This is a genomic window from Asticcacaulis sp. P2_C5, assembly GCF_056404555.1.
In genome coordinates this window covers 121336-147006 of sequence record NZ_JBFUDU010000004.1, presented here as the reverse complement: position 1 = coordinate 147006, position 25671 = coordinate 121336, and the positions used below count along the sequence as shown (strand labels likewise).

The 25671-nt window shown below is 62.6% G+C and carries 21 protein-coding genes; 16 read left to right on the top strand and 5 right to left on the bottom strand.

The window, feature by feature from the left end; all coding sequences use genetic code 11:
* Nucleotides 1–173: 173 nt before the first annotated feature.
* The 12 genes from AC1DXO_RS08745 to AC1DXO_RS08690 all read left to right on the top strand — a co-directional run bounded on the left by AC1DXO_RS08745 (nt 174) and on the right by AC1DXO_RS08690 (nt 15084).
* Nucleotides 174–1142, top strand: coding sequence for a CsgG/HfaB family protein (locus AC1DXO_RS08745; protein ID WP_476977741.1), 969 nt, complete (start codon nt 174–176; stop codon nt 1140–1142).
* Between the two features lie 135 nt (nt 1143–1277).
* Nucleotides 1278–2228: a tol-pal system YbgF family protein gene (locus AC1DXO_RS08740; protein WP_476977740.1), complete on the top strand. Its 951-nt coding sequence runs from the start codon at nt 1278–1280 to the stop codon at nt 2226–2228.
* Nucleotides 2229–2236: 8 nt separating this feature from the next.
* Nucleotides 2237–2623 (top strand): GxxExxY protein, encoded by a 387-nt coding sequence (locus tag AC1DXO_RS08735; RefSeq protein ID WP_476977739.1) that lies wholly within the window; start codon nt 2237–2239, stop codon nt 2621–2623.
* A 337-nt stretch (nt 2624–2960) separates the two neighbouring features.
* Complete coding sequence (tilS, locus tag AC1DXO_RS08730) at nt 2961–4214, top strand: tRNA lysidine(34) synthetase TilS (protein ID WP_476977738.1); 1254 nt, start codon at nt 2961–2963, stop codon at nt 4212–4214.
* Between the two features lie 117 nt (nt 4215–4331).
* The gene (gene ftsH / locus AC1DXO_RS08725) at nt 4332–6209 is read left to right on the top strand and encodes an ATP-dependent zinc metalloprotease FtsH (RefSeq protein ID WP_476977737.1); all 1878 of its coding nucleotides are present in this window, start codon (nt 4332–4334) and stop codon (nt 6207–6209) included.
* A gap of 412 nt (nt 6210–6621) precedes the next feature.
* The gene (locus AC1DXO_RS08720; protein WP_476977736.1) at nt 6622–7551 is read left to right on the top strand and encodes a cell division protein FtsQ/DivIB; all 930 of its coding nucleotides are present in this window, start codon (nt 6622–6624) and stop codon (nt 7549–7551) included.
* Nucleotides 7552–7571: 20 nt separating this feature from the next.
* Nucleotides 7572–8963: a cell division protein FtsA gene (gene ftsA / locus AC1DXO_RS08715; RefSeq protein WP_476977735.1), complete on the top strand. Its 1392-nt coding sequence runs from the start codon at nt 7572–7574 to the stop codon at nt 8961–8963.
* Between the two features lie 45 nt (nt 8964–9008).
* Entirely contained in the window at nt 9009–10076 is a 1068-nt protein-coding gene (locus tag AC1DXO_RS08710) for a glycoside hydrolase family 88/105 protein (RefSeq protein WP_476977734.1), read from the top strand.
* Nucleotides 10077–10398: 322 nt separating this feature from the next.
* On the top strand, nt 10399–12105 hold the full coding sequence (gene ftsZ, locus AC1DXO_RS08705) for a cell division protein FtsZ (RefSeq protein WP_476977733.1): 1707 nt from the start codon (nt 10399–10401) through the stop codon (nt 12103–12105).
* A gap of 167 nt (nt 12106–12272) precedes the next feature.
* Nucleotides 12273–13166, top strand: coding sequence for a UDP-3-O-acyl-N-acetylglucosamine deacetylase (gene lpxC, locus AC1DXO_RS08700; RefSeq protein ID WP_476977732.1), 894 nt, complete (start codon nt 12273–12275; stop codon nt 13164–13166).
* 111 nt (nt 13167–13277) lie between these two features.
* Complete coding sequence (locus tag AC1DXO_RS08695; protein WP_476977731.1) at nt 13278–14174, top strand: outer membrane protein assembly factor BamD; 897 nt, start codon at nt 13278–13280, stop codon at nt 14172–14174.
* A gap of 154 nt (nt 14175–14328) precedes the next feature.
* Nucleotides 14329–15084 carry a gluzincin family metallopeptidase gene (locus AC1DXO_RS08690; protein ID WP_476977730.1) on the top strand — a complete coding sequence of 252 codons (756 nt, stop codon included), beginning with the start codon at nt 14329–14331 and terminating at the stop codon, nt 15082–15084.
* Nucleotides 15085–15127: 43 nt separating this feature from the next.
* Here AC1DXO_RS08690 and AC1DXO_RS08685 read toward each other — a convergent pair whose 3' ends face one another.
* Nucleotides 15128–15853: an MgtC/SapB family protein gene (locus tag AC1DXO_RS08685; protein WP_476977729.1), complete on the bottom strand. Its 726-nt coding sequence runs from the start codon at nt 15851–15853 to the stop codon at nt 15128–15130.
* 179 nt (nt 15854–16032) lie between these two features.
* Between AC1DXO_RS08685 and recN the strand changes: the two genes are divergently transcribed.
* The 4 genes from recN (at nt 16033) to AC1DXO_RS08665 (ending at nt 21070) form a co-directional block, all read left to right on the top strand.
* A complete protein-coding gene (gene recN, locus AC1DXO_RS08680; RefSeq protein WP_476977728.1) occupies nt 16033–17751 on the top strand; it encodes a DNA repair protein RecN in 1719 nt (572 codons plus the stop codon).
* Nucleotides 17752–17763: 12 nt separating this feature from the next.
* Nucleotides 17764–18030, top strand: coding sequence for a hypothetical protein (locus AC1DXO_RS08675; RefSeq protein ID WP_476977727.1), 267 nt, complete (start codon nt 17764–17766; stop codon nt 18028–18030).
* Nucleotides 18031–18254: 224 nt separating this feature from the next.
* Nucleotides 18255–20333 (top strand): NAD-dependent DNA ligase LigA, encoded by a 2079-nt coding sequence (gene ligA / locus AC1DXO_RS08670; RefSeq protein WP_476977726.1) that lies wholly within the window; start codon nt 18255–18257, stop codon nt 20331–20333.
* The gene (locus AC1DXO_RS08665; RefSeq protein ID WP_476977725.1) at nt 20330–21070 is read left to right on the top strand and encodes an SDR family oxidoreductase; all 741 of its coding nucleotides are present in this window, start codon (nt 20330–20332) and stop codon (nt 21068–21070) included. Before ligA ends, AC1DXO_RS08665 begins: the two co-directional genes overlap by 4 nt.
* Nucleotides 21071–21096: 26 nt before the next feature.
* Here AC1DXO_RS08665 and AC1DXO_RS08660 read toward each other — a convergent pair whose 3' ends face one another.
* The 4 genes from AC1DXO_RS08660 to AC1DXO_RS08645 form a co-directional block, all read right to left on the bottom strand.
* The gene (locus tag AC1DXO_RS08660; RefSeq protein WP_476977724.1) at nt 21097–22128 is read right to left on the bottom strand and encodes a M23 family metallopeptidase; all 1032 of its coding nucleotides are present in this window, start codon (nt 22126–22128) and stop codon (nt 21097–21099) included.
* Nucleotides 22129–22193: 65 nt separating this feature from the next.
* A complete protein-coding gene (locus tag AC1DXO_RS08655; RefSeq protein WP_476977723.1) occupies nt 22194–24023 on the bottom strand; it encodes an aminopeptidase P family protein in 1830 nt (609 codons plus the stop codon).
* A gap of 95 nt (nt 24024–24118) precedes the next feature.
* Nucleotides 24119–24613: a hypothetical protein gene (locus tag AC1DXO_RS08650; RefSeq protein WP_476977722.1), complete on the bottom strand. Its 495-nt coding sequence runs from the start codon at nt 24611–24613 to the stop codon at nt 24119–24121.
* Nucleotides 24614–24756: 143 nt separating this feature from the next.
* A complete protein-coding gene (locus tag AC1DXO_RS08645) occupies nt 24757–25623 on the bottom strand; it encodes a 50S ribosomal protein L11 methyltransferase (RefSeq protein WP_476977721.1) in 867 nt (288 codons plus the stop codon).
* Between the last annotated feature and the right edge of the window lie 48 nt (nt 25624–25671).

The following is a 25671-nucleotide window of genomic DNA, read 5'->3' as shown; positions in this document are numbered from 1 at the left end:
AGGCCTCCCACCGGTACGGTGGGAGGCCTTTTTCCTGACCGACATGTGTTGTCGTTGTGCCGGGCTACCGTTTTTTTTGCCGGTGGCGGGCGTCTGTCCTATTGCGTTTGTTCCGTATTTTTTGCCCGCGCACCGCGGCCGCAGGCGGGGGTTTCGATTTTTGGGAGGCAGATATGACCATCATGCGCATGGGCCGCGTCGCGGCCTTGTCGATTTCCACATTTGCGCTAATATCGGGGGCGCTGATATGCACGGCGCCGGTAGCCCTTGCGGCGACCAAGGCCAGCAAGGCGCAGCAGACCCAGGACAAGATGGTGGCGGAGCTGCCCCACTGCACGTCGAAGCTGGGCACCATCACCATTGTTGATGGCGACGATTCCAACGGCTGGACACAGAATAACCTCGCATCGCCACAAAAGCTGCTCAAGGTCATGGTGCAAAAATCGGGCTGTTTCAGCCTGGTCGATCGCGGCGCCGGTCTGAACGCGGCGGCCGGTGAGCGCGACATCAACAACAATTTGGGACTTCAGCGTGGCTCGAATGTCGGCAAGGGCCAGATCAAGGCGGCGGACTTTGTCCTGGTCGCCGAAGTCGGCAGTGCCGATTCGAACACCGGCGGCGGAGGTGCTGCCGGTCTGGTCGGTGGCATAGTCGGCGGTCGCGCCGGTGCGATCATCGGCGGATTCCGCACCAAGAAGGCTGAGGCTGACGTCATCCTGTCTCTGACCGACGCGCGTACGTCGGAATCGAATGCCTTCGAAGGCCATGCCGCGAAGAACGACGTGACCTGGGGCGGCGGTGGCGGCGCCGGTTGGGCCGGTGCCGTAGGTGGCGGTTATGAAGACACCGATATCGGCAAGATCGTCACCCAGGCTTTTGTCGTCGCCTATGCCGACATGGTCAATAATCTCGGCGGGATCGATGCCGGCGGGGCCGCGGCGGCACCTTCGCGCAGCTTCACCGTCCAGACCGCCACCACCCTGCGTGCCACGCCCTCGCCGTCCGGCGCCGTGCTGCGCGCCCTGCCGGCGGGGCTGGTCGTTTATCCGACCGGTAACAAGGACGGCATGTATTGGGAAGTCGCCGACGACAACGACAATATTGGCTGGGTGAAGAACGACAACCTGGCGGCGTCGCAGTAAGACAGAGGGACCGTTAAATAGGGATTTACGTCTTATTTCGGCCCGACTATGTTACTACGAATAGGGGAGGGTGACTGTTGCAAGGCGGTGGCTCTCGGTGCGGTAGTCAACAGTATACGGGCGGGATGTAAGCCTATGGCTCATAACGATTTTTCGGGACGGATCTGGCAGTGGAACCTGCGCGGCAAGGCTGCGGCGGGTTTGTCGATCCTGGCCCTGACGGTGGCGTTCGGGGCTGTGACGGCCACGAGTTTCGTGCCGGCGGCGGCCCACGCCCAGCTTTTCGGCGATGACGATGAGGACGATCCCACCCAACAGCCGACTGACAGCACCGTGTGGGACGTCAAGCGTTTGCAACGCCTGGACCGCAATGTGCGCAAGCTGGAACGCGCCGTTGCTCGCGTCGAAAACAAGAAAAGCCCGCCCATTCTGGTCGAGCCCGATCCTGAGGTCGTGGCCCTTCAGGCAACCGTTGATTCGCAGTCGCGCAAGCAGGACGAACAGGCCCAGACCATCGTATCCCTGACCGGTCAGTTGGAAGAAGCGATGCACCAGAACCAGGTATTGCAGCAGCAGCTCAATGCCCAAAATGCGCGGATCGATACCCTGACGCGGCGCGCCGACCTGGCCGACGCCCACATGAAGGACATCGACGCCCTGCTGGCGCCGCCGCCGCCGCCGCCGGCCTCGACGGGCGATCCGGAGGGCGATTTCGAGCAGGCGTTCAACCTGATGACGTCGGGCCAGATCGATGATGCCGGCCGGGCGTTCGAATCCTTTACGACAACCTGGCCGGAAGCGCCACAACTGGCCGAGGCGTGGTTCCGTCTTGGACAGATACGCAGCATGAAGTCGGATATCTCCGGAGCTGTGGCGGCCTATGCCACGGCATTGAAGGGATGGCCCAAGACGTCGTGGGCGCCGGAAGCAACCGTAAAGCTGGCGGACGCACTGACGGCCTCCAACCGCCCGAGCGACGCCTGTCTGGCCTTATCGCAGTTCGACAAGCTGTATGCCAAGACGGCGACGAGCGACAGCAAGACCCTGGCAAAGAACCTGAAGCTCAAGGATAGCTGCCCTGCCTGAGGCGTGCCATGGCAGACGAGGGGCACGACCTAAGGCTGAAGGAAGAAACGTTCCAGATCGTCGGCGCCGCCATGGAGGTGCTGAATACGTTGGGTCATGGTCTGCTGGAAAAGCCCTACGAAAGGGCGCTGGCGGTGGAATTCCGGCTGCGGGGCATACCTTATGTGCAGCAACGACCTTTTGAAGTGATATATAAATCTGAAAACGTCGGCGACTATGTGCCCGATCTGATAGTCTACGAAAAGATCATCGTGGAAGTGAAATGCGTTGAAATGATTACGAATATAGATCGAGCGCAGGTCGCCAACTATTTAAAAATTACCGGGTTGAGCCTGGGGCTTGTGCTTAATTTTAAACATCCGAAGCTGTATTGGGATCGGGTCGTTTTTGATTGAGGTCTTAAGAAGAAGTTTTGAAACACGAATGGACACGAATAGGCACGAATAAGACGCTTGCTAACGCGCGCGTGCTGGCATAGCTGTCCGATGCTATTTGCCATAGCTTTGTGCACTGCACGTGGTTAGTGCTCTGCTATCTTGCCCGATGGGCGTTAGTAGCTACACCCGACACGAAGGGATGGCGCTTCGCGCCGATAAGACCGTCAGTGGAACTCGTTTTGGACGTTTCTGTTTTAACTGAGGCCGATCCACCTAACTCCGCGCGCGTTAGCAAGCGTCTTATTCGTGCCTATTCGTGTCCATTCGTGTTTCAAAACTTCTTGCCGCCAATGCAATGACAACGCATCTTGCCGACTTTGACACTCTCCTCAACGGCTCCGGCGCACTTGGCGTGGCCGTGTCGGGCGGCGGGGACTCGGTGGCCCTGCTGCAGGCCCTCGCCGAATGGGGCAAAAGGCCGCTGCATGTCTTCTGCGTCGATCACGGCATCAACCCACTAAGCTCAGGCTGGACGCAGGCCGTCGCCGAACACGCCCTCCGTCTGGACCTGCCCTTCACGGCCCTGGCATGGATCGGAGAAAAGCCGCAAACCGGTCTGTCGGCCGCCGCCCGTACCGCACGCCACGCCCTGCTGGCCGATGCGGCGCGGACCCAGGGCATTCGCGTGCTCTGCCTGGCCCACACCGCCGACGATATTGCTGAAGCCGGGCTGATGCGCGCCCAGGGTTCCAATGTCGGCACGCCCCGGGTCTGGTCGCCGTCTCCGTCCTGGCCGGAAGGCCGCGGTGTCTTTCTGTGCCGGCCGCTGCTGAATGTCGGCCGCGCCGCCTTACGCGACTATCTCCGGGCGCGAGGGATCAACTGGATCGAGGACCCGGCCAACGAAAATCCGCAGTCGCTGCGCGCCCAGGCCCGTAAGGCTCTTGAAGGTACATCAACAGACGTCGCCCAAGCAGCGGACCGGTTGCCGCGTGGCCAGATCGACGCCTTGCTATATGACCCGGAGGGCTGGTCGGACTTGGGCCTGCTGCGTTTTCACGCCGATGGCGTTGGGCAACTGCCGGAAAAAATCGCGATCCGGCTGCTGGCAACGGCGGCGGTCTGTGCCGGCGGCGGCAACAGGCTGCCGCGCCGCGACCGCGTAGCCGATCTGCTCGGGCGGCTGGCGGACGGTGAAACACACACCCTGTGTGGCGCCCGTATCCAGCAGGTCGGCGGCCTGATCCATATCATCCGCGAGGCCGGGGACATCGCACGGCACGGAACCGCTGAGGTCACGACCAGGGCGGGCTATGGCGTGGTGTGGGATGGGCGGTTCGAGATCAGGGCTGCCGAGCCGCAGCGAATTACGGCATCGGGCGGACTGCGCTCGCAACTGAGCGAGGCGGACCGAACGCGTCTTGCCCGCCTGCCGGCCGGGTTGAGAGCGACGCTTCCTGTGATAAACGGGCCAGAAGGCCCGCTTCTTGCACATTCCGCTCACGGAGCGTTAAGACAGGAGCTTTATGACACGTTAGAGGTCACAGGCTGGGTCAGGCCGCGTTTCCTCGCCGCGGTCTGCGAGCTCAGGCGCGAAACTGATTTGTGACTGCCGGGTCGCAATGGGCTGTGGCGAAAGACGGCGACCCTCCCTATATGGGTCAGTAATGTGCAGACGCCCGCGATGGGCAGCCCGGATCGGGCTTTGTAAAGGAATGAACGAGGCATGAACCTTCGGCTAATGGCAATTATCGGGGTTATTCTGGCGCTGCTGCTGGCCGCCTACGTCTATGTGAACAAGGGGCCGGGCGCCGCCGCCCTGCCACGCGGACCGGCGGAAGTGCCGTATTCCGAACTGGTGTCCATGGTCGAGCAGGGCAAGATCGTCGATGTGCTGATCAAGGCCGATGACGTTCAGGCGACCGATACCCAGAAGAAGCTGTTCCGTACGACGACGCCGTACGATCAAAAAGACCTGCTGCAGGTCCTGAAGGACAAGCACGTCAAGGTGACAGTGCAGTCCGGGCGCATGTCGGCCCTGATGAGCGTCGTCACCACCCTGCTGCCGGTCATCCTGATCATCGGCATATGGATCTTCTTCATGCGCCAGATGCAGGGCGGTGGACGCGGCGGCGCCATGGGCTTCGGCAAGTCCAAGGCGCGCCTGCTGACCGAGCACAAGAACCGCGTCACCTTCAATGATGTCGCCGGCGTCGAGGAAGCCAAGGAGGACCTCCAGGAGGTCGTCGACTTCCTGAAGGATCCGTCGAAGTTTCAGAAGCTGGGCGGCAAGATCCCCAAGGGCGCATTGCTGGTCGGCCCTCCGGGTACCGGTAAGACCCTGCTGGCCCGCGCTGTGGCCGGTGAGGCGGGCGTGCCCTTCTTCTCGATCTCCGGTTCGGACTTTGTGGAAATGTTCGTCGGTGTCGGTGCGTCGCGGGTCCGCGACATGTTCGACCAGGCGAAGAAGAACGCGCCGTGCATCATCTTCATCGACGAAATCGACGCCGTCGGCCGTCATCGTGGCGCCGGTCATGGCGGCGGTAACGACGAACGCGAACAGACTCTCAACCAGTTGCTGGTCGAGATGGACGGCTTCGAAGCCAATGAAGGCATCATCATGATCGCCGCCACCAACCGTCCCGACGTGCTCGACTCGGCCCTGCTGCGTCCTGGCCGTTTCGACCGCCAGGTGGTTGTGCCCAATCCCGACCTGACAGGCCGCGAGGCCATTCTGCGTGTTCACATGAAGCCTGTGCCTCTGGCCGTCGATGTCGACGTCAAGGTGATCGCCCGCGGTACGCCAGGCTTCTCCGGCGCCGACCTGGCCAATCTGGTCAATGAAGCGGCCCTGATGGCAGCGCGCAAGGACCGCAAGCTGGTCACCATGCGCGACTTCGAAGACGCCAAGGACAAGGTCATGATGGGCGCCGAGCGCAAATCGATGGCCATGTCTGAAGACGAGAAGCGCATGACAGCCTATCACGAGGGCGGCCACGCCATTGTTGCCCTGAAGGTGCCCGAGGCCGATCCGGTCCACAAGGCGACCATCATTCCGCGCGGCCGTGCCCTCGGCATGGTCATGCAGTTGCCGGAAGGCGACCGCTATTCGCAGAACTTTACCCAGATGACGTCGCGCCTCGCCATCCTGATGGCCGGCCGTGTTGCTGAGGAACTCATCTTTGGTAAGGACAAGGTGACATCGGGTGCTTCCTCCGACATCCAGCAAGCGACCCGCCTGGCCAAGGCCATGGTGACGCGCTGGGGCTATTCCGAAGAGCTCGGCTTCGTCAACTACAAGGATTCCGAGGACGAACACGGTGTGTTCGGCCGCGACACGTCCGAGTCGACCGCGCAGAAGATCGATGAAGAAATCAAGCGCCTGGTCAAGGCCGGTTACGACGACGCCAAGCGTATCCTGACCGAGAACCTGGACGGCATGCACCGCCTGGCCAAGACCCTGCTCGAGATCGAGACCCTGAGCGGTGACGAAATCGCGCGTATCCTGAACGGTGAGGAAATCGTCCGCGACGAGGAAACCGGCGTCCCGATCGCCTTTTCGTCCAACCTGGCCGTGCCTGAAACTGAAGTCGCGGCGGAGTAGCTTTTCGATTGAGTTTGACGTGTTTGAATGGGCGGAGCTTTTGGCTCCGCCCGTTTTTATTTGGAACCGCGAATGAACGCGAATAAACGCGAATAATTCCAGTGTGGCGGCCACGACTATAGATGCCGTTGTGGACTCATGGAGCGCCCAAGGCGCTCGGCAGCCTTAAATATTCGCGTAAATTCGCGTTCATTCGCGGTTCCAAACCCCTCAAAGGCGCCTTCCGCAGGCGCGGGCACCGGCAGTTTGGTTGCCGAAAGCTTACAAATTTCAGATTCGTTATGACTCTATTAAGCACGTTGCGGCATCAATGGAGGGTAACCCCAAGGTCGGCCAGTCCGCCGCGCGTCCGCAAAAGCGTGGCGCGCTGTATGTCTTTGAATGTGCCGTGTAAGTGTCGGAGATTGTGCCCATGCCCGCCGTTGTTCGTGGTGGCCGAAGACAAGCCAGCCCCGCCCCGGCCCAGGACGGTGGCAGGTCCGGTGCCGCCAAAGGTGGCGCCAAGCCCGCTGCCAAGCCGCGCTCCGGTGGCCGCAAGACGGTCGGCGGCAAGGGCAGCGTCATCGGTTCGGTCGCCATGCCGAACGAACTGCGCGCCTGGTTTGCCGTTATCGTTGTCTCCAGCATGCTGGGCGTCGTACTGATGACCGGCCATCGCGCCGAGGCCCTGGGCAATGCCGTCACGCATTTTGCCGATGACCGGCTAGGCGCCATGGGGCTCAATCTGGACCATATCGTTCTGGCCGGCGTCAGCGACGAGGCCAAGCCGGCGATACAGGCCGTGCTCAAGACCTCGCTGGATGTGCACCAGCCGATCGCCCTCATGGATCTTGCCAAGCTGCAGGCCGAAATCGAGCATGTCGGCTGGGCCAAGTCGGTCACCATCCGCCGTCAATTGCCGGGCACGCTGATTATTTCGGTCGTCGAACGGCCACGCCTGGCGGTTTGGCAGTTCCAGGGCAAGGACACGGTCATCGATGACGAGGGGCATGTCATCCCCGAAGCCAGCGCGATCAAGTTCCTCGACCTGCCGCTGGTGGTGGGCGAAGGGGCTAATGAAGCTGCCGGCGACATCCTGCAACTGATGCAGACGCGCGGCGCGTTGATGCAGAAGACCTATGCCCTGGTGCGCGTCGATACGCGGCGCTGGGACATCCACCTCAAGAACGGCGCCATCATCAAGCTGCCCGCGCTCAATCAGGAAGAAGCCCTGATGCGCCTCGACGCCCTGATGACGCAACAACACGTCCTGGAACAGGGGTTCGCCGAAATCGATCTCCTCGACCCGGAGTCTCTCGTCGTCGTGCCGCTCCAGGCTCATCCGACGGCCCCCGAACTTTGATCTGACGCAGAGAGAAACTCATGTCACGATTTGAAGACCGCCAGGAAGCCAAGAACGCCCGCTACGGCGCAGCCCCTCAGCGTGCCGCGCGTGCACCGTCACCCCAGGTATCGAGCGGCGGCCAGAGGCCGGCGGCGTCGACAGGATTGATCGCCTCGCTCGATCTCGGCGCCTCGAAAATCGGCTGTTTCATCATGCGGCCGGAAGGCGCGCGCCATGCCGACCAGTCGATCCGCGTCGCAGGCGTCGGCTATGTCCAGTCCAAAGGCGTCCGCGCGGGTTCGATCATCGACATGGAAGCCGCATCCCAGGCCATCGCCCAGGCGGTCGAACGCGCCGAGGCCATGGCCAATGTCTCGATCCAGGGCGTGCGGGTGACCATTCCCGGCGCACAGACAGCGTCGCACAAGGTGTCGTCCCAGGTGTCGCTGGGTCTGAAACCCATCGCCGATCTCGATCTCAATCGCGCCATCGCCTCGGCCCTGGCGCAGGTGCGCTTCCCCAACCGCCGCGCCATCCATCTCCTGCCGGTGTCATGGAGCGTCGACGACCAGACGGGGGTCAGCGATCCGCGCGGACTGAACGGCCGTAATCTGGGGCTGGAACTGCTGGTCGTCACCATCGACGAGAGCGTGTTCAACAATATCATCCAGTGCGTCAGCCAGGCCCATCTCGAAGTCCAGGCCATAGTCTCGGCGCCGCTGGCGGCCGCCGTCGCGGCGCTTGAAGAAGACGAGAAGGATCTCGGCTGCATCTGTATCGACATGGGCGCATCGAGCACGACAGCGGCCATCTTCGCCAACGGCACCCTGGTCCATGTCGACTGCCTCAATGTCGGCGGGGCGCATGTCACGGCCGATATCGCGCGCGGCCTGTCGACGACGCTTGCCGGCGCCGAACGGCTGAAGACCCTGCACGGCTCGGCGATCGCTTCGGCCAATGAAGACCGCGAGACCGTCGAAGCGCCGCCGCGTGGTGACGAACGCGGTGGCGCGCCGATCATCGTGCCGCGCTCGATCCTTAAAGGGATCATTGCGCCGCGCGTCGAGGAGACGTTTGAGCTGCTGCGTGAGAAGATCAAGGCTTCGGGTGTACAGATCGAGCCCGGCGCCGGTATCGTGCTGACGGGCGGGGCGTCGCAACTGGCCGGCGTCCGTGAGCTGGCCGTGCGGGTGTTCGACCGGCCGTGCCGCCTCGGCAAACCGCGGCGCGTGCCACATCTGGGGGACGCCGCGTCGGGCCCATCCTTTGCCTCGGCGGCCGGTGTGATCCTGCGCACCCTGTATGGACCGCGCGATGTCGTACCGGTCAAGAAGATCATGGCCGCCAAGATCGGCCCCAAGGACGCGCCCACAGGGGGGCATGGCAATCTGTTCATGCGCGTCGTCGAGTGGCTTAAGTCCAACCTTTGAGCTAGTGTGCCTCCAGGCGCCGGAACAGGCGCGGGGAGGACAACCATGACCTTGTCACGACGCGCGATTCTTGGCGGTGGTGCCGGTCTTGCCTTTGCCACGCCCGTTGCGGCGGCAAGCCGCGATCCGGCATCGGTTGGGCGCAAGATCGCGCGAGACTATCTCGGACGCGCCGAGCTGATGCGCTACGACTCCGGCGATGTCCATGCCGTGCACTATGCCGAGGCCGCGACCGCCTATGGCGCGGCGAAGCTGGGGGGCCTGATCCAGGACCGGGCCCTGGTTGACGGCGTAGCAACGCGTTACCTGCGCCTGGCCGACGAGAACATTCCCAATACCGCCAACCATGTCGACGCCAATGTGATCGGGGTGTGGCCGCTGGAACTGTACCGCCAAACCGGCGATTTCGACGACCTGAAACAGGGGCTGGCCCTGGCCGACGGTCAGTGGACGGATCTGCGCGACGACGGCCTGACAAAACAAACCCGGTTCTGGATCGACGACATGTGGATGATCGGCGCGCTGCAGGTCCAGGCGTTCCGCACCACGCGCCGGCCCGTTTATCTTGACCGGGCGGGGCGCGAACTGGCCGCCTATGTCACAAGGCTGCAGCAACCGAACGGCCTGTTCTTTCATGGTCCGGAAGCGCCTTATTCTTGGGGACGCGGCAATGGCTGGGTGGCGGCGGGGCTGGCCGAGGTTTTAAGCGAACTCTCGCAGGATCATCCGTCCTATACCGTCTTGCGCAATGGCTATGGGCGGATGATGGAGGCCCTGTTGCGCTTTCAGGCGCCGGATGGCATGTGGCGGCAATTGGTCGACCGGCCGCAGGCCTGGGCCGAATCGTCGTGTACCGCCATGTTCGGCTTCGCCATGGCGGCGGGCGTGAAGCGCGGCTTGCTGAGCGGCCGGGCCTATGACGATGCGGTGAGGAATGCGTGGAAAGCCCTGTGCAAACGGCTTGGGCGCGACGGCCGCCTGGCGGATATCTGCATCGGCACCGGCCAGTCAGGGGAGATGCAATTCTACCTCGACCGCCCGAAAGTAACAGGCGACCTGCACGGCCAGGCGCCGATGCTGTGGCTGGCCTGCGCCCTGGTCGAGAGCGCGTGACGACAAACCGTACACCGGCAGGTGAGGCGGTGGTGCCTTTGCCAGGGACTCAAGCCTGCTGTCGGAAATGTGATTCGCCTGTCGCGCGAAAAGCGCCGCTGTCGTGACTCATTTGCGACTCGATTGGCCTATAAAGAGTCATGTTTCGGTAACCTCTCTTAAAATTTATTACCGAAACGGCTTCAAAAACGCCCGACTCAAGTTATCGGGTAACAGTTCGTTAAGCATAATTGTAGTCTGATGGCGTCCTGACCCAAGGAGGCCGCAAGCGTCCGCTTACATCCTCTGAAAGGGGAAGAATGTGAAAGGTTGGTCCGATCCCATGGCAATTTCTCTTTCTGCGCCACGCGCCACGGAGTTGAAACCGCGTATCGTCGTGTTCGGCGTCGGTGGCGCCGGTGGCAACGCCGTCAACAACATGATCGAGGCCGGTCTGGAGGGCGTTGAATTCGTTGTCGCCAATACCGATGCGCAGCAGCTGCAGTTTTCGCGCACCGATGCGCGGGTCCAGCTGGGCGTAGGCATTACCCAGGGACTGGGCGCCGGTGCGCATCCCGAGGTCGGTATGACCGCGGCCGAGGAATCCTCGCCCGAGATCGCCGAGCACCTCGAAGGTGCTCACATGGTCTTCATCACCGCTGGCATGGGCGGCGGCACCGGCACCGGTGCGGCACCGATCATCGCCAAATGTGCGCGTGAACGCGGCATATTGACCGTCGGCGTGGTCACCAAGCCCTTCACCTTCGAAGGCCGTCACCGCATGCGCCTGGCCGAGGCCGGCATTGCCGAGCTGCAGCGCTATGTCGACACCCTGATCGTCATTCCGAACCAGAACCTGTTCCGCATCGCCAATGAGCGCACGACCTTTGCCGAAGCCTTCGGCATGGCCGACCAGGTGCTGCATGCCGGCGTGCGTTCCATTACCGACCTGATGGTCCTGCCCGGCCTGATCAATCTCGACTTCGCCGACGTCCGTTCTGTCATGTCCGATATGGGCAAGGCGATGATGGGGACGGGCGAGGCTTCGGGTGAAGACCGTGCCCTGCTGGCCGCCCAGAACGCCATCCAGAACCCGCTGCTCGACGAGACCTCGCTGAAGGGCGCCAAGGCCGTTCTGGTGAATGTCACCGGCGGTCTCGACATGACCCTGCATGAAGTTGATGAAGCGGCCAACGCCATTTCGTCGGAAGTCGATCCGGAAGCCAATATCATCTTCGGCGCCGCCTTCGATCCGAACCTGGAAGGCAAGCTGCGCGTTTCGGTGGTCGCCACCGGCATGGACGGCGTGGCGCTGCAAACGCCGCTGAACATGCTGAACCGTACCCAGACAACGCCACCTGCGCCTACGCCGACCTTTGGCCTGGGCTATGGTCAGCGCTCCGAAGCCCAAGCTCAGCCTTTGGCGGCGCCTGCTCCGGCACCTTACGTAGCTCCGGCCGCTGAGGCACGTCCGGCACCGATCACTCCGACCTATGCTCAGACTGTGGCGGCATCGCCGGCGCCGCGTTCGAGCCTGTTCGAGGAACGTAAGGCCGCGCCTGAGCCGCAGCCCCAGCCGCAGATCGTCACGCGTATCGTCGATCCGCTGGCCGACGAAGATGGCTTCCTGGCGCCGCTCGACGTAGCCACCGAGGCGCGGGCTGAAGCGCCCCGTCCTGAGGCGCCCCGTTCTGAAGTATCTCGGGCCGAAACGCCCGTCAGCCGCCCCGTGATCTCGCGTCCGCCGACCTATACACCGGTGCCGGCGCCGCGTACCTCCCAGGGGACGCCTGCGACGCCACGCCTGCAGACCGAGGACGAGGGACGCGAATCCTTCTGGCGCGGCCTGTTCCCGCAGCGCCAGGCGGCAGGTACCTCGCCAACTCAGCCGGAGGCTGCGGAAGCCGGGGCCGAAGATGGGGCCGACCGCTATGTTCCGGCGCCGCAAAAGTCCAATTTGAACCCGGCTTCACGCCCGGTCGAACAGCCTTCCATGGAAGCGGAGGATGACCTCGAAATCCCTTCTTTCTTAAGGCGCCTCGCTAATTAATTTACGTTAAGCAAAGCGGTTACAAACGGAAATACAAGTTCGTTTGTTTCAAGGCGCCGAAAATGAGACATTCCGTGCGGGCCAGCAATGTGCCCGCACTTTTTTTATGTCTCGTGAGCCGCGCTCGCAGCGACATTTTCCGGGTTAAAGCGTAGGTTTTTCGCGTTATGTTGCCTGATCAAAACGAACAGACTCTGGCCCATGCGGCCATTATCGCCGGGATGGGCCTGCATACGGGCGTGCCTGTGCGTATGGTTGTGCGTCCGGCGCCGTCCGGCACCGGCGTAATCTTTGTTCGTTCCGATATTACTGATCGTAACAACCGCGTTCCGGCCCTGGCCGACTATGTCACCCAAACCCGCCTGGGTACCGTCATCACCAACGAAGCCGGCGTTTCGGTCTCGACCATCGAGCATGTCATGGCCGCTTTCAGCGCCATGAGCCTCGACAACGTGGTTGTCGAACTCGACGGTCCTGAAGTGCCGATCATGGACGGATCGTCCCTGCAGTTCGTGCAACTGCTGGATCAGGCCGGTTTCCGCCGTCAGGCCCTGCCGCAACAGGTCATTGAAATCCTGCAGCCGGTCGAAGTCATCGAAGACGACAAGCGTGCGACCCTGTTGCCGTGCGACCGTTTCGAAGTGCGCTTCGAGATCGATTTCCCCGGTACGCCGATCGGCCACCAGGAAGTCGACCTGGTCATCACCGAACAGTCCTTCCGCGACGAGCTGGCCTCGGCCCGCACCTTCGGCTTCCTGCAGGGCGTCGAAGCCCTGCGCAAGGCTGGCCTGGCGCGTGGCGGCTCGCTCGACAATGCCATCGTCATCGACGGCGACACCATCATGAATGAAGGCGGCCTGCGCTTCGCCAATGAATTTGCCCGCCACAAGGCATTGGACGCCATTGGCGACCTGTACGTCCTGGGCATGCCCATTCTTGGCAGGTTTGAAGGAATCCGCGCCGGTCACGGCCTTAATAATGCCTTGGTTCGTGAACTATTGTCGCGCCCGGATGCCTACCGCATCGTGACCCGCGGCCCGGCTCTGGCCGACGTCGGATAATCTCCGACCCTCCCGGATGCGAAATCCGGTTGGCGGCGCCACGGCCATCGTGTAGATATCCTCAAGGTTAAGATGTGCGCGTCCAAAGCGGCGCTTTTGCGAGGGTTATCCGTGATCTCTGGGCGGTATTATGGACGGTTTTTCAAGGCTTCTATCGTAGCCATCCTGGTGGCGGGCGTCAGCGCCGCCGCGCTTACCGGCTGCGCCGGGCGCAAACCGCAGGAGCACCTCGTCTATGAGGAGCGTCCGGTGGAACTGCTCTATGCCACGGGCATGGAGCGCCTCGACGAAAAGAGCTGGACCGAAGCGGTGCAGTATTTCGAGGAAGTGCAGCGCCAGCATCCCTATTCGGAATGGTCGCGCCGCGCCATCGTCATGACCATCTATGCCAACTATCAGGGCGGCAAGTACGAAGAAGCCAGTGCTGCGGCAGATCAGTTTATCCACCTGTATCCAGGCAGCGAACTGACGCCCTATGCCTATTACATGAAGGCCATCTGCTCGTTCGAACAGATCGTCGACGTCGGCCGCGACCAGGCATCGACCACCAATGCGCAGGCCCTGCTAACGGATGTGGTCAAGCGCTATCCGCAGAGCGAATATGCCAAGGACGCCCGCGTCAAGATCGACATGGTGCAGGACCAGTTGGCCGGCAAGGAAATGGAGATCGGACGCTGGTATCTGACCGAGAACCAGCCCCTGGCCGCCATCGGCCGCTTCAAGACCGTCGCCAGCACATATCAGACGACAAGCCACACCCCTGAGGCCCTGTACCGCCTGGTGGAGGCCAATGAGATGATGGGCCTGCATCAGGAAGCGACGCGTGACGCGGCCGTTCTGGGCTACAACTATCCCGGCGACCGCTGGTACGCCGCGGCCTACAAGCTGCTGATGGAAAAGGGCGAGACGCCTGCGGTCGCACCGGATCCCAACGGCAAAAAGGGCCCCGAGACGCCGGACACCAAGACGAAAAAGGGCTGGCTCAGCTTCCTGCGCCCGAAGGCCTAACCGCCCCGCTTGGCTGCCGCCGAGGCCGGGGAGGGGGACCGCATGAAGCCGCCTCGCGGCTGAGATGTGTGCCTGCCGGCGAGGCTGGTGGGGGCGTTTCAACACGCTCGACATGCCTTGCTTCAATGACGCATAAGCAGTGGAGTTGACCCGCATGAGACCTGTCATACGGCCGCTTCTCTTGAGCCTGGCCATTGCCGCAATACCTGCCTTTGCCGTCGCCGAAACACCCATCGAAATTCATGCGACGCCGGGAGACCCGGGTGCCGATCAAGTCGCCCGGGTGACAACGGACGGCCAAGCCCAGGTCGAGGCCTTTTTCGGCAAACCCTTCCCGGAAACCATCCACCTTACAGTGGCGCCGGACCGCAAAGCCTTCGACGCTGCCTTTCCGGCAAGCTGGGGCATGACCGCTACCGAATGCTGGATGGTCGGGCTGGGTGTCGCCGATTTTCTGGTCATCCTGTCGCCCTCGGACTGGGACAAGGAAGCTTGCGACCACCATGCGGACGACGATGCCGAGGTGTCGGGTCTCGTCGCGCATGAACTGACCCATGTTTATCATGGGCAGATGAACCCGACGCGCGACTTCACCGGGGCCAACGATATCGGCTGGTTCGTCGAAGGCGTAGCCGTCCTGGCGGCCGGTCAACTGAGCGAGGATCGCCTGCAACGCGCTACGGCCCGCGTGCGTTTGGGTGAGGGGCCCAAGGCGCTGGCGGAGGTGTGGACTGGGCCGGATCGCTATGGACTGGCTGGATCTATGGCTGCCTATATCGATCACACCTATGGCCGCGAGACCTTGGCCGGCCTTTTGCCGCTTACACGGCAGGCCGACGTGCTGGCGAAACTGGGCGTTGACGAGAGCCGGCTTCTGGCCGACTGGCGGGCGTGGCTGTTGGCACAGTGACACGAAGACTCGAGAGACCTTGGTCGACTCTGCGCCGCCGCGCCTATTGATTGGTGCTGACCGTCCAGGTGGCGCTGTCGATAAAATCCGACGCCAGCAGGGCTTCGCACACGGCGTCCAGTTCCTTGCTGTCTGCCGTCGTGGGAATCAGTTCGGCGGCCAGTTCGACCAGTTCCTCGCTTTCTGACACGACCTCGATACTGCGCAGTGGATAATTGGCCCGTTCCAACTCGGTATCCAGCAGGTCGCGCGCGTCGGTGGTGTAGCCGGCCAGGCAAACGACGTGGACGCGATAGGTGGCTTCGGTGCTGGCCGCGTCGACCGGGCGGCGGTTGATGTAGTTGACCACCGGACGCAGCAGGGTGTTGCCGGCCAGGATGAAGGCGGTGACAGCGAAGGCTTCGGCTATCAGGCATGCGCCGGCAAACGCGCCAACCGCAGCGGACGACCACAGAGTGGCGGCGGTGTTCATGCCCCTGACCTGCGCGCCCTCCTTCATGATGACGCCGGCGCCGAGAAAGCCGATGCCGGAGACGACATAGGCGATGATACGCACCATGCCTTCGTCACCAAACAGTCGCCCACCGAGGTGAACGAAGGCGGCGGCGCCGACACTGACCAGGACCATGGTGCGCAGGCCGGCATTGCGCTGGCGGATCTGCCGCTCCAGCCCGATCAAACCGCCGCATACAAAGGCAGACAATAACACGATCAGGGTACGCAAGAAGGCGGCGGGATCAGGCGTGAAGGCGGATAGGAGCGCGTGCATGGTCATTCCATATGAGTCGCGGATACGGACTGTCGCACGGCGGCGATGACAGATTTTTAACGGGTACAGTGGCGCCGTTCCCATCAAAGTTCTTGAAATGTTCTTGTCGTGCGGGGCGAAATCGGTTTAAATGGCCAGGCGCGAGCCTTGAGTCGCGCTATGTGACGGATCGCCTGCCCATGCTGACCCGACTGATCATTTGCGACGTCGTGCTCGTCGACCGCCTGGAACTGGATATCCAGCAGGGTCTGAGCGTCCTGACCGGCGAAACCGGTGCCGGCAAGTCCATCCTGCTCGACAGCCTGAGCCTGGCCACCGGAGCGCGGGCCGACACCGGTCTGATCCGCGCGGGCGCCGCCCAGGCGTCGGTTACGGCGGAGTTCGAACTTCCCGCTTCACATCCGATCTATGATTTCCTCGAAGACAAGGGCCTGGCGCTGGAGGCCGGAGAGGCCCTGTTGCTGCGCCGGACGGTCAGCCGCGACGGCCGCTCCAAGGCGTTTGTCAATGACCAGCCAGTCAGCGTCGCGGTGCTGAAGGCGCTGGGCGATTCCCTGCTCGAGGTCCATGGCCAGCATGAAACGGTTGGGCTGCTGGACGCGCGCTCGCATCTTGGCATGCTGGACACCTATGGCGCGACGGCGCCGGAGCTTATGCGCGTGGCGGAAAGTTTCCGAGCGCTGAAGGCGCTGCGCGACGAACATCGGGATTTGCTGAAACGGGCCCAGGGCGACAAGGCCGAGCTGGAGACCCTGACGCTACGCCTGCAGGAATTGGAGCGCCTGAACCCGCAGCCGGAAGAAGAAGCCACCCTGGCTTCGCAACGCGCCCTGCTGGGGGCATCCGAGCGAGCCCTGGAAGACATAACCGAGGCGCGAGACGCGGTCGGCGGTGATCAGTTGTCGCAGCGCCTGGCCAAGGCCTTCCGCGCGCTCGATCACGCCCGGACGCGTGCATTGCAAGCCGGGGCGACGGGCGAGGACGAGGTGCTGAAGCGCCTGATCTGGGCCGCCGACGCGCTCGACCGCACCCTGATCGCGGCCGATGAGGCCCTGGCCCTGATGGACCAGGCGGCCGACAGTCTCGATCTCGAACCGGGTCAACTCGATAAGGTGGAGGAGCGGCTGTTTGCCCTGCGCGCCATGGCGCGCAAGCTGGGCGTATTGGTCGACGACCTGCCAAAGGAACGCATCCGCATAGCGCGCAGCCTCAGCCAGATCGAGGATCTGGACGCCCATCTGGCGCGTCTCGACAAGGCTATTGCCCAGGCCCAGGCGACCTTCCACGCTGCCATTGAGGCGTTGCGCGTCAAGCGTATCGCGGCCGGGGAAGCATTGGCGGCGTCTGTCATGGCGGAATTGACGCCCCTTAAACTCGACAAGGCGCGCTTCCGCGTCGCCCTGCGCGCCATGGAGCCTGAACGCTATAATGCTGCCGGTGGTGATGCCGTGGCCTTCGAGGTCAAGACCAATCCCGGCGCCGAGTGGGGCGGTTTGGCGGTTATCGCTTCAGGCGGAGAACTGGCGCGCTTTGCCCTGGCGCTGAAGGCGGCCCTGGCGGCGCGCGGTGGCGACGACGTAGCGTCGCCCGTCATGATTTTCGATGAAGTCGATCAGGGGGTCGGCGGGGCCGTGGCCGATGCGGTAGGCCTGCGTCTGAAACGCCTGGCCGAAAAATCCCAGGTCATCGTCGTGACCCATAGTCCGCAGGTCGCGGCGCGCGGCGATTCGCATCTCAAGGTATCCAAGCAGGAACATGAGGGCAGCGTTCTTTCACGTGTCGCCGTGCTCGATCGTGACGCGGCGCTGGAAGAACTGGCGCGCATGCTGTCGGGGGCTGAGATTACACCGGAAGCCAGGGCCGCAGCCTTGCGACTTAAATCTGCCGAAGCGGTGTGATAGACTAGCGGCATGATGTTGATCATCCGGCACATATTTTTCTTTATCCTGCAGTTCGTCGGCACGACCGTCGCCGTGGTCGGTGCCTGTATCGCCTATACCCTGCATGAGCGCGGGATGTCCTATGCGCAGACCCAGGCGTTTCAAGCCGATCTGCACCTATACGCCAAGGGCGGGATGGTGGCGGCCGCTGTCTTCTGTCTGGTGCTGTTCTGTTATCATCTGACCCGCAAGGCCTTGCAGGCAACGCCGGACAATGACGACAGCTGGCGGTTTTAAGGTGTTTGGAACCGCGAAACAACGTTCGGCGAAGCCAATGAACGCGAATAAGCGCGAATGATCAGAGTATAATTGGATGGGGGGCGCTGGTGATGAATCTCTTGAGCGCCTTTGGCGCTCGATCCATTCGCGTTTATTCGCGTTCATTGGCGGTTCCTCTAAATCTCCTGACAATTCGCGGCGATTGTGGCAGGTAGGATTCTGCCAGCTTCAGGAACGATCCTATGACTCTCGACGATGCCCGCGCCCTGCATACCGAACTGGCTGAGCAGGTTCAGTATCACCGCGACCTCTATTACCGCGAAGAAACACCGGAACTGACCGATGCCGACTATGACGCGCTGGAACAGCGTCTGCGTCAGTTGGAAACGGATTTTCCCGAACTGAAATCTGCCGACAGCCCGACCCAGACCGTCGGTGCGGCGATTTCGGAGAAGTTTTCCGCCGTCGTGCACGGCATTCCCATGCTGTCGCTCGACAACGCCTTCGCCGCCGAGGACATAACCGACTTCGAGGACCGCATTCGCCGCTTTCTCAAGCTGCCGGCCGATGAACCCGTCGCTTTTGCCGCCGAGCCCAAGATCGACGGCCTGTCGTGCAGCCTGTTGTATGTTAACGGTGAACTGGTCCGGGCGGCGACGCGCGGCGACGGCCGCACCGGCGAGGACATCACCGAAAACGTCCGGACGATCAAGGGCATACCGCACAGCCTGGCGGGCAACGACCATCCCGAACGGATCGAGGTTCGCGGCGAAGTCTATATGCCGCTGCAGGAGTTTGCCGAGATGAACGCCCGCTTTGCCGCAGAGGGCGCCAAGACCTTTGCCAATCCGCGCAATTCGGCGTCGGGCGCCCTGCGCCAACTCGATGCTTCGATCACCGCCTCGCGGCCGCTGCGCTTCTTTGCCTACGCTTGGGGCGAGGTCAGCGACGAGGGCTTTGTCGCCACCCAATCGGAGGCGTTGGACAAGTTCCGCCAGTGGGGTTTCCAGGTCAATCCCAACTCGATCCGTGTCGAAGGCGCCGCCGGCCTGCTGGAGGTCTATGACCGCATCGGCCTGCAGCGGTCGGGGCTGGGCTACGATATCGACGGCGTGGTCTATAAGGTCGACCGTCTCGACTGGCAGCGCCGTCTGGGCTTTGTGTCGCGCTCGCCGCGCTGGGCCATAGCGCACAAGTTTCCCGCCCAGCAGGCCTTGACGCGGCTGCAGGCGATTGACATCCAGGTCGGCCGCATGGGCACCTTGACGCCGGTGGCGCGGCTGGAACCGATCAATGTCGGCGGCGTGGTGGTGACCAATGTCACCCTGCACAATGCCGATGAGATCGAACGCAAGGATATCCGTATCGGCGACATGGTCCGCGTCCAGCGCGCCGGCGATGTCATTCCGCAAATTGTTGGCGTCGAGATCGCCGAACGGCCGGATGGGGCGGCGCCCTATGAATTCCCCACACTTTGCATCTGTCCCCTAAAAACCGAGGTGGTGCGCGAGGTCAATGCCGCGGGAGCGGAGGGCGTGGCCCGCAAATGCAGTGGCGACCAGGCCTGTCCCTATCAACGCATCGAATATCTCAAATATGTCGTTTCGCGTCGCGTGCTCGATATCGAAGGCCTCGGTGAGAAACAACTGGCCAAGTTCCTCGAAGACGGACTGATCCGAGAACCGGCCGATATCTTCACGCTTGAAGCGCGCGACAAGACGTCCCTGACGCCCCTGCGCAACCGCGAAGGCATGGGCGAGCAATCGGTGAAAAACCTGTTCGCCTCGATCGAAAGCCGGCGCGATCTGCCCTTGGAAAGGTTCATTGCGGCGCTTGGCATCAAGCACGTCGGCGACACCTCGGCCAAGCTGCTGGCGCGCGCCTTCGGTTCGGAACGCCATTTTCACGAGACGGTGGTCGCGGCCGCTGAGGGCAATGAAGAGGCGTTCAACACGATCAAAGACGTCAACCAGATCGGTCCGGTGATTGCGCAGTCGGTGACGAGTTACTTCGCCCATCCGTATCAGCGCGACATCTATGAGCGCTTCCTGGAGCAGCTTCGGGTGCAGGATGTCGAGGCGGTGGCGTCGAACTCGCCGGTATCGGGCAAGACGGTAGTCTTTACCGGCAGCCTGGAAAAATTTACGCGCGACGAAGCCAAGGCCCAGGCCGAGCGGCTGGGCGCCCGGGTTTCGGGTTCGGTCTCGGCCAAGACCGACTATGTCGTGGCCGGGCCTGGGGCCGGCTCAAAACTGAAAAAGGCGGCGGAGATGGGGGTTGCGGTGCTGACGGAGGACGAATGGCTGGAATTGATAAAATGAGCCGCCCGGTGGCCGTCGTGACGGGCGCGGGCAGCGGTATCGGCCGTGCCGCCGCCGTCGCCTTGTCGCAGGCGGGTTACAGCGTCGTGCTGGCCGGGCGCCGGGCCGACGCTCTCACGGAAACGGCGGCACTGGCGCCGCACATGCTGGCCGTGCCGACCGATGTCACTGATCCGGTGGCGGTGGCGGCTCTGTTCGATCGCGCCGTGGCCAACTATGGCCGGGTCGATGTGCTGTTCAACAATGCCGGCTACAATGCGCCTGCGCTGGGATTGGACGAATTGCCGCTCGATGAGCTGCGTGCGGTGCTCGATATCAATATCCTGGGCGCTATGCTCTGTGCGCGCGAGGCCGTGCGGGCGATGAAGGCGCAAAGCCCTCAGGGCGGGCGGATCATCAATACCGGCTCACTCTCGGCGCACATGCCGCGGCCTTTGACCGCTGCCTACAGCGTCTCGAAACACGCCATCACCGGCCTGACCAAGTCGCTGCTGATGGACGGACGTGGCTTTGGCATCACCTGCTCGCAGATCGATGTCGGCAATGCGGCGACGGATATGTCGGGCCATATGGTCACCGGCGCGATCCAGGCCGATGGCCAGCTTCGCGCCGAGCCGCGCATGGACTCCGACAATGTCGCGAAGATGGTGGTCCATATCGCCGGGCTGCCTGTGGAGGCTAATATCCCCTTCGTGACGGTGATGGCGTCGGGCATGCCGTTTTTTGGCCGCGGCTGAGACCGGCTTTTCTGTTCGTTGCGCTGTTAAGGCGCTGTGACCATGTCGCCGCTGTCGATCCAGCCCGAAGTTTTCGAAATGTCGCTGAACCGACTGGGTACGCCTTCGCTGTCGACGGTCGGGCCGTCCTGAAGTTGGTAATGGAGATGCGGGAACATGGCGCTGCCCGAGGCGCCGACGGCTGCGACAACCTGGCCGCGCGTCACCCTGTCGCCGGCCTTCACGGTAACACTGCCCTGCTTGACGTGGCCCAATACGCTATACAGGCCTTCCTTGTGCTTGATGACGACATAATTGCCGAAGACCAGGTTGATATTGCTCGCCAATACGGACGGGTCGAACTGACGGTTGTCGGGAACGCTGTTCTGAACTTCGACAACGACTCCATCGGCCGGCACGCGTATGGGCGCGCCCCAGGCGACGAAATTTTCGTTTTTAGTGTCGTCGCCAACGGCCATCCGGCCCTGGTCGTCGACCAGGACCAGGTCGTAGGAATAACGCATGGCATTATGATGGAAGCCGAAGCCGGCGATGGCCGGGTGGGTGTAGTCCCAGCGGCGATGATGCGACAATAGGTCGTGGCCGTCCCATACCCAGACCTTGCCGGCCAGCGGCAGTTTCAGCGCCAGGCCCGGCGCAGGTGCGAGCGGAGCAGAGGCTTCGAACACCTGCGCGTCGTGGTCGTCGGATTCGAGTGTTACCTTTACCGTCACGGCGACCGCGTGCATGCCCGGCGGCTGGATCGGGAAGGGGTTGAACACCATCTTCGACGCACCTGGCGCCAGGTCGCGGTCCGGAACGGTCTGGATAGCGGGCGCCACACCGTTGCCGTCGATACGCCGGTCCCACAGGGTCTTGCCGGCAGCGTCCTTGTAGAAAACCTCGACCTGAGTAACGGTCTGCGGATAGGGCTGCGGATTAGTGACCAGAATGTCAAAATTTGCGCTGTCGCCGCTTTCGGTTGCCTCGACATAGAGCGTGGCAGGCGCGATCGCTACCTGAGCGTGGGCCGTGCCGGCGGCCAAAAAAGCGGCGAGCGCCAAGCTTATGGTTTTCATGGATATTTCTCCCGGATAGGAAGACCCATAGCGAATGCAGTGGAGTGCGGGTACTTAAACTTCGGTCATAATGGCGCGCAGACTTCATCCAGCCAGGCGCGGACTTCGGGCTTCACCAATGGTCCCACCAAGCGAACCACCTCCGCATGATAGCCGTCCATATAGGCGCGCTCGGCCGGGGTGAGCAAAGCGACCTCGATCAGTTTGCGATCGATCGGCGCCCAGGTCAGGTTCTGGAAGCCGTGCATGGCGCGCTCGCCGCCGTCGGGGATGATGGCTTCGATGACATATTGCAGGTTCTCGATACGGATGCCGAAGTCGTTTTCCTTGTAAAAGCCGGGCTCATTCGACACGATCATACCTGTCTGCAACGCATAGCGGTTCAGCGCCTTTGAGATGCGCTGCGGACCTTCATGGACGCCGAGATAGACGCCGACGCCGTGGCCGGTGCCGTGGTCGTAGTCGAAGCCTTCGGCCCACAGATATTGCCGCGCCAGGATGTCGAGATGAGTGCCGGTGGTGCCGGCCGGGAACCTGGCGGTCGCCAGTGCGATATGTCCTTTCAGCACCAGGGTAAACATACGCCTGTGTTCAGCGGTCGGCTCGCCGATGGCCATGGTGCGCGTGACATCGGTCGTACCGTCGGCATATTGACCGCCGGAATCGACGAGTAACAGATTGCCCCTGGCGATGCGCAGGTCGCTGGCCGTATTGACCTTGTAGTGGGGCAGGGCGCCGTGCGGGCCGAATCCGGAAATGGTATCGAAACTCAGATCCTTTAAGCCGCCGGCCGCGATGCGCATGGCTTCGAGTTTCTGCGCCACCTCGATCTCGGTCGGCAGGGTCTCTTGCGCTTCCGTGGCGACCCAGTGCAGGAACTCGGTCAATACCGCGCCGTCGCGGATATGGGCGGCCGTGGTGCCGGCGATCTCCGTCCGATTCTTGCAGGCGCGTGGCAGCAGGCAAGGGTCGTCAGCCAGGAAGGGCTTGGCGCCGACCGCTTTCAGGGCTTCCAGCCAATAGGCCGAGGACAGGGCGGCGTCGATGATCACCGATCCGCCGCTTAAGGTCGCCAGGCTGGCCGTGATCTCGTCGGGCGTCCGGACGCTGACCTCATTGCCCAGCCATTCCAGCAGGCCGTCGCTGACCTTGGCAGGGTCGATAAACAGCTCGGCCGAGCCGTCGTCCTTCAGCACAGCCTGGCCCAGCGGCAGGGGCGAGCGGATGACGTCGCCGCCGCGGATATTGAACAGCCAGGCCAGCGACGAGGGCGCGGTGATGAGGGCGGCCGCCAGGCGGTTGGCGCGCAGGTTGCGGGCGATCTGGCCGCGTTTGTCGGCCGAGGCGACGCCGGCATAGTCGAGCGGCTGCGGGACGATCATGGCCTGGGGCTGCGCCGGGCGGGCGGCGCCCCAGGCGACGTCCAACGGGTTGGGCGAAAGGGATTTCAGTGTGACGCCTGAACCGGCCGCCGCCGTGGCAAGGCGCGCCAGGCTGTCGGGGCTGATCAGGCGGGCGTCATAGCCGATCACCGAACCGCGTGGGCAGGCAGCAATATCGTCGGCCAAGGAAGATCCGTGGAAGTCCTTGACCTCGAACACCGAACGGTCGGTCTGTTCGCGCGACTGCAGGGTGTAGCGACCGTCGGCATAGAGGATGGCCCTGTCAAGGAAGACGATGGCGGCGCCGGCTGACCCGGTGAAGCCCGATATCCAGGCCAGACGCTCATTGGCGTCGGGCAGGTATTCGTTCTGGTGCTCGTCCTCATGCGGCACGATGAAACCGTCAAGACCCAGCTTTTTCATTTCGGCGCGCAGGGCTGCGACGTTGCTGATACCCTGTGACGGATGGGTGGTGACATCGAAATGCTGGAAAGACGCGGTATCGGCGGTCATGACTTGGGCCTCGGGATGCAGAGGCGGTCAATATAGGCCGGGCCGAAATGGTTTCAACGGATAGTTTGCCAATTCTGCGTGACCGCCTTTGTGCCCTATTCGAACTGCAGAACCGTGACGTAGTAGGTGCCGTAGGGCTTGTCGGTCATGGCCTGGAGCCAGATGCCGTCGATGGTCGTGTCGGCGGCGCTGATGTCGCTCAAAGGCACCTCGACGGCGTTCCACGTATTGGCCTGGAGATGGATGAGGTAGGTCGACGGCAGGGCCTTGCCGCCGCTCAGGGCGCGCACCGCGATGGGCTGGCCGCCGGTCGGACCGCCGTTCACAAAGAAGGTCAGTTTGGTATAGCCCTTGGTCGAGAAGGCTTCGTGGTGGAAGGCCAGGGCGGTCCAGGCATCTCCTTCGACGGCGATCGGTTTGATGTCGGACTTGATATCGACAGACAGCGTCGTCTTGGCCCAGCTCCAGTTGTCCCAGCCCGGCATGAGAGTGTCGTCATAGATGACCATGGGGGCTGGGGGCGTCTGGGCGGTCGCCGCGAGGGGCGACAGCATCAGGCAGGCTGCGGCGATAAGCGAAAAAATGGGCATGAGGACTCCCTGTACGGTCCGGCCGTTGCGCCCGAATTATTCGGCAGCCGGATTATTCGTTTTTGATTTACTTAATCAAGCTGGAATGTCGTACAAATGCAAGAGGCCTCGCCGGAAAAGTTAAAGCTGTGTCGCAGATTCCTCTATTGACGTTGCATGACCAGGGTGCACCATGCGTCGCGATGGATGCGGCGCACGACCTTGAAGCCATGGCTGAGATAGGCTGCCTTGACGAAGCGTTCCTGGGTCCGCAGCAGGCCCGACAGGATGACCAGACCTTTACGCTTCAAGGCGCCGCGGATCGACATGGACAGCCCGACCAGGGGGCGCGCCAGGATATTGGCGAAGACAAGATCGTAGGGCGCGTCCTGGCGGACGAGGCGGTGGTTCAACCCGTTGGCATAGACGAAACGCGCCCTGGACTGGTTCAGCGTGGCGTTTTCGTTCGAGATGCGCACACTGATCGGATCAATATCTGTGCCGACGGCGACGGGTGTGCCGGTTTTCGATGCGGCGATCGCAAGAACGCCCGTGCCGGCGCCGACATCGAGCACGCGCTTGAAGGCGGATTTCTTCAACAGGTCATTATAGGCGATCAGGCACCCGACTGTGGTGCCGTGGTGGCCGGTACCGAAGGCAGCGCCGGCTTCGATTCTCAAATTCACGGCATTGACCGGCGTGCGGCCCAGGTCGTGAATGCCGTAAACGAAGAAGCGTCCGGCGCGCACAGGTGGCAGGCCGGACAGGGCCATGGCCAGCCAGTCGGCATCGGCCAGGGCTTCCGCGGTGACGACCAATCCTCCATGATCGGACAGAACCTCTTGAATACGCTGATCTTCTTCTTCAGTGGTCGGAAAGGCGTCGATCCGCCACAGGTCACGGTCCTCGTCCTCCTCCAGAATGGAATAGGTCATGCCTTCGAGATCCAGGTCCGCATCTAGGGCTTCGGCTGCCGATTCTGCGACCTTGCGCGGCCCCCTGGCTATGATTTGTTGAGGATTATAGGTCATGTTGCCCTGCGGTAAGATTTGATTCAACGGACGATCTCGGTTAGTTTC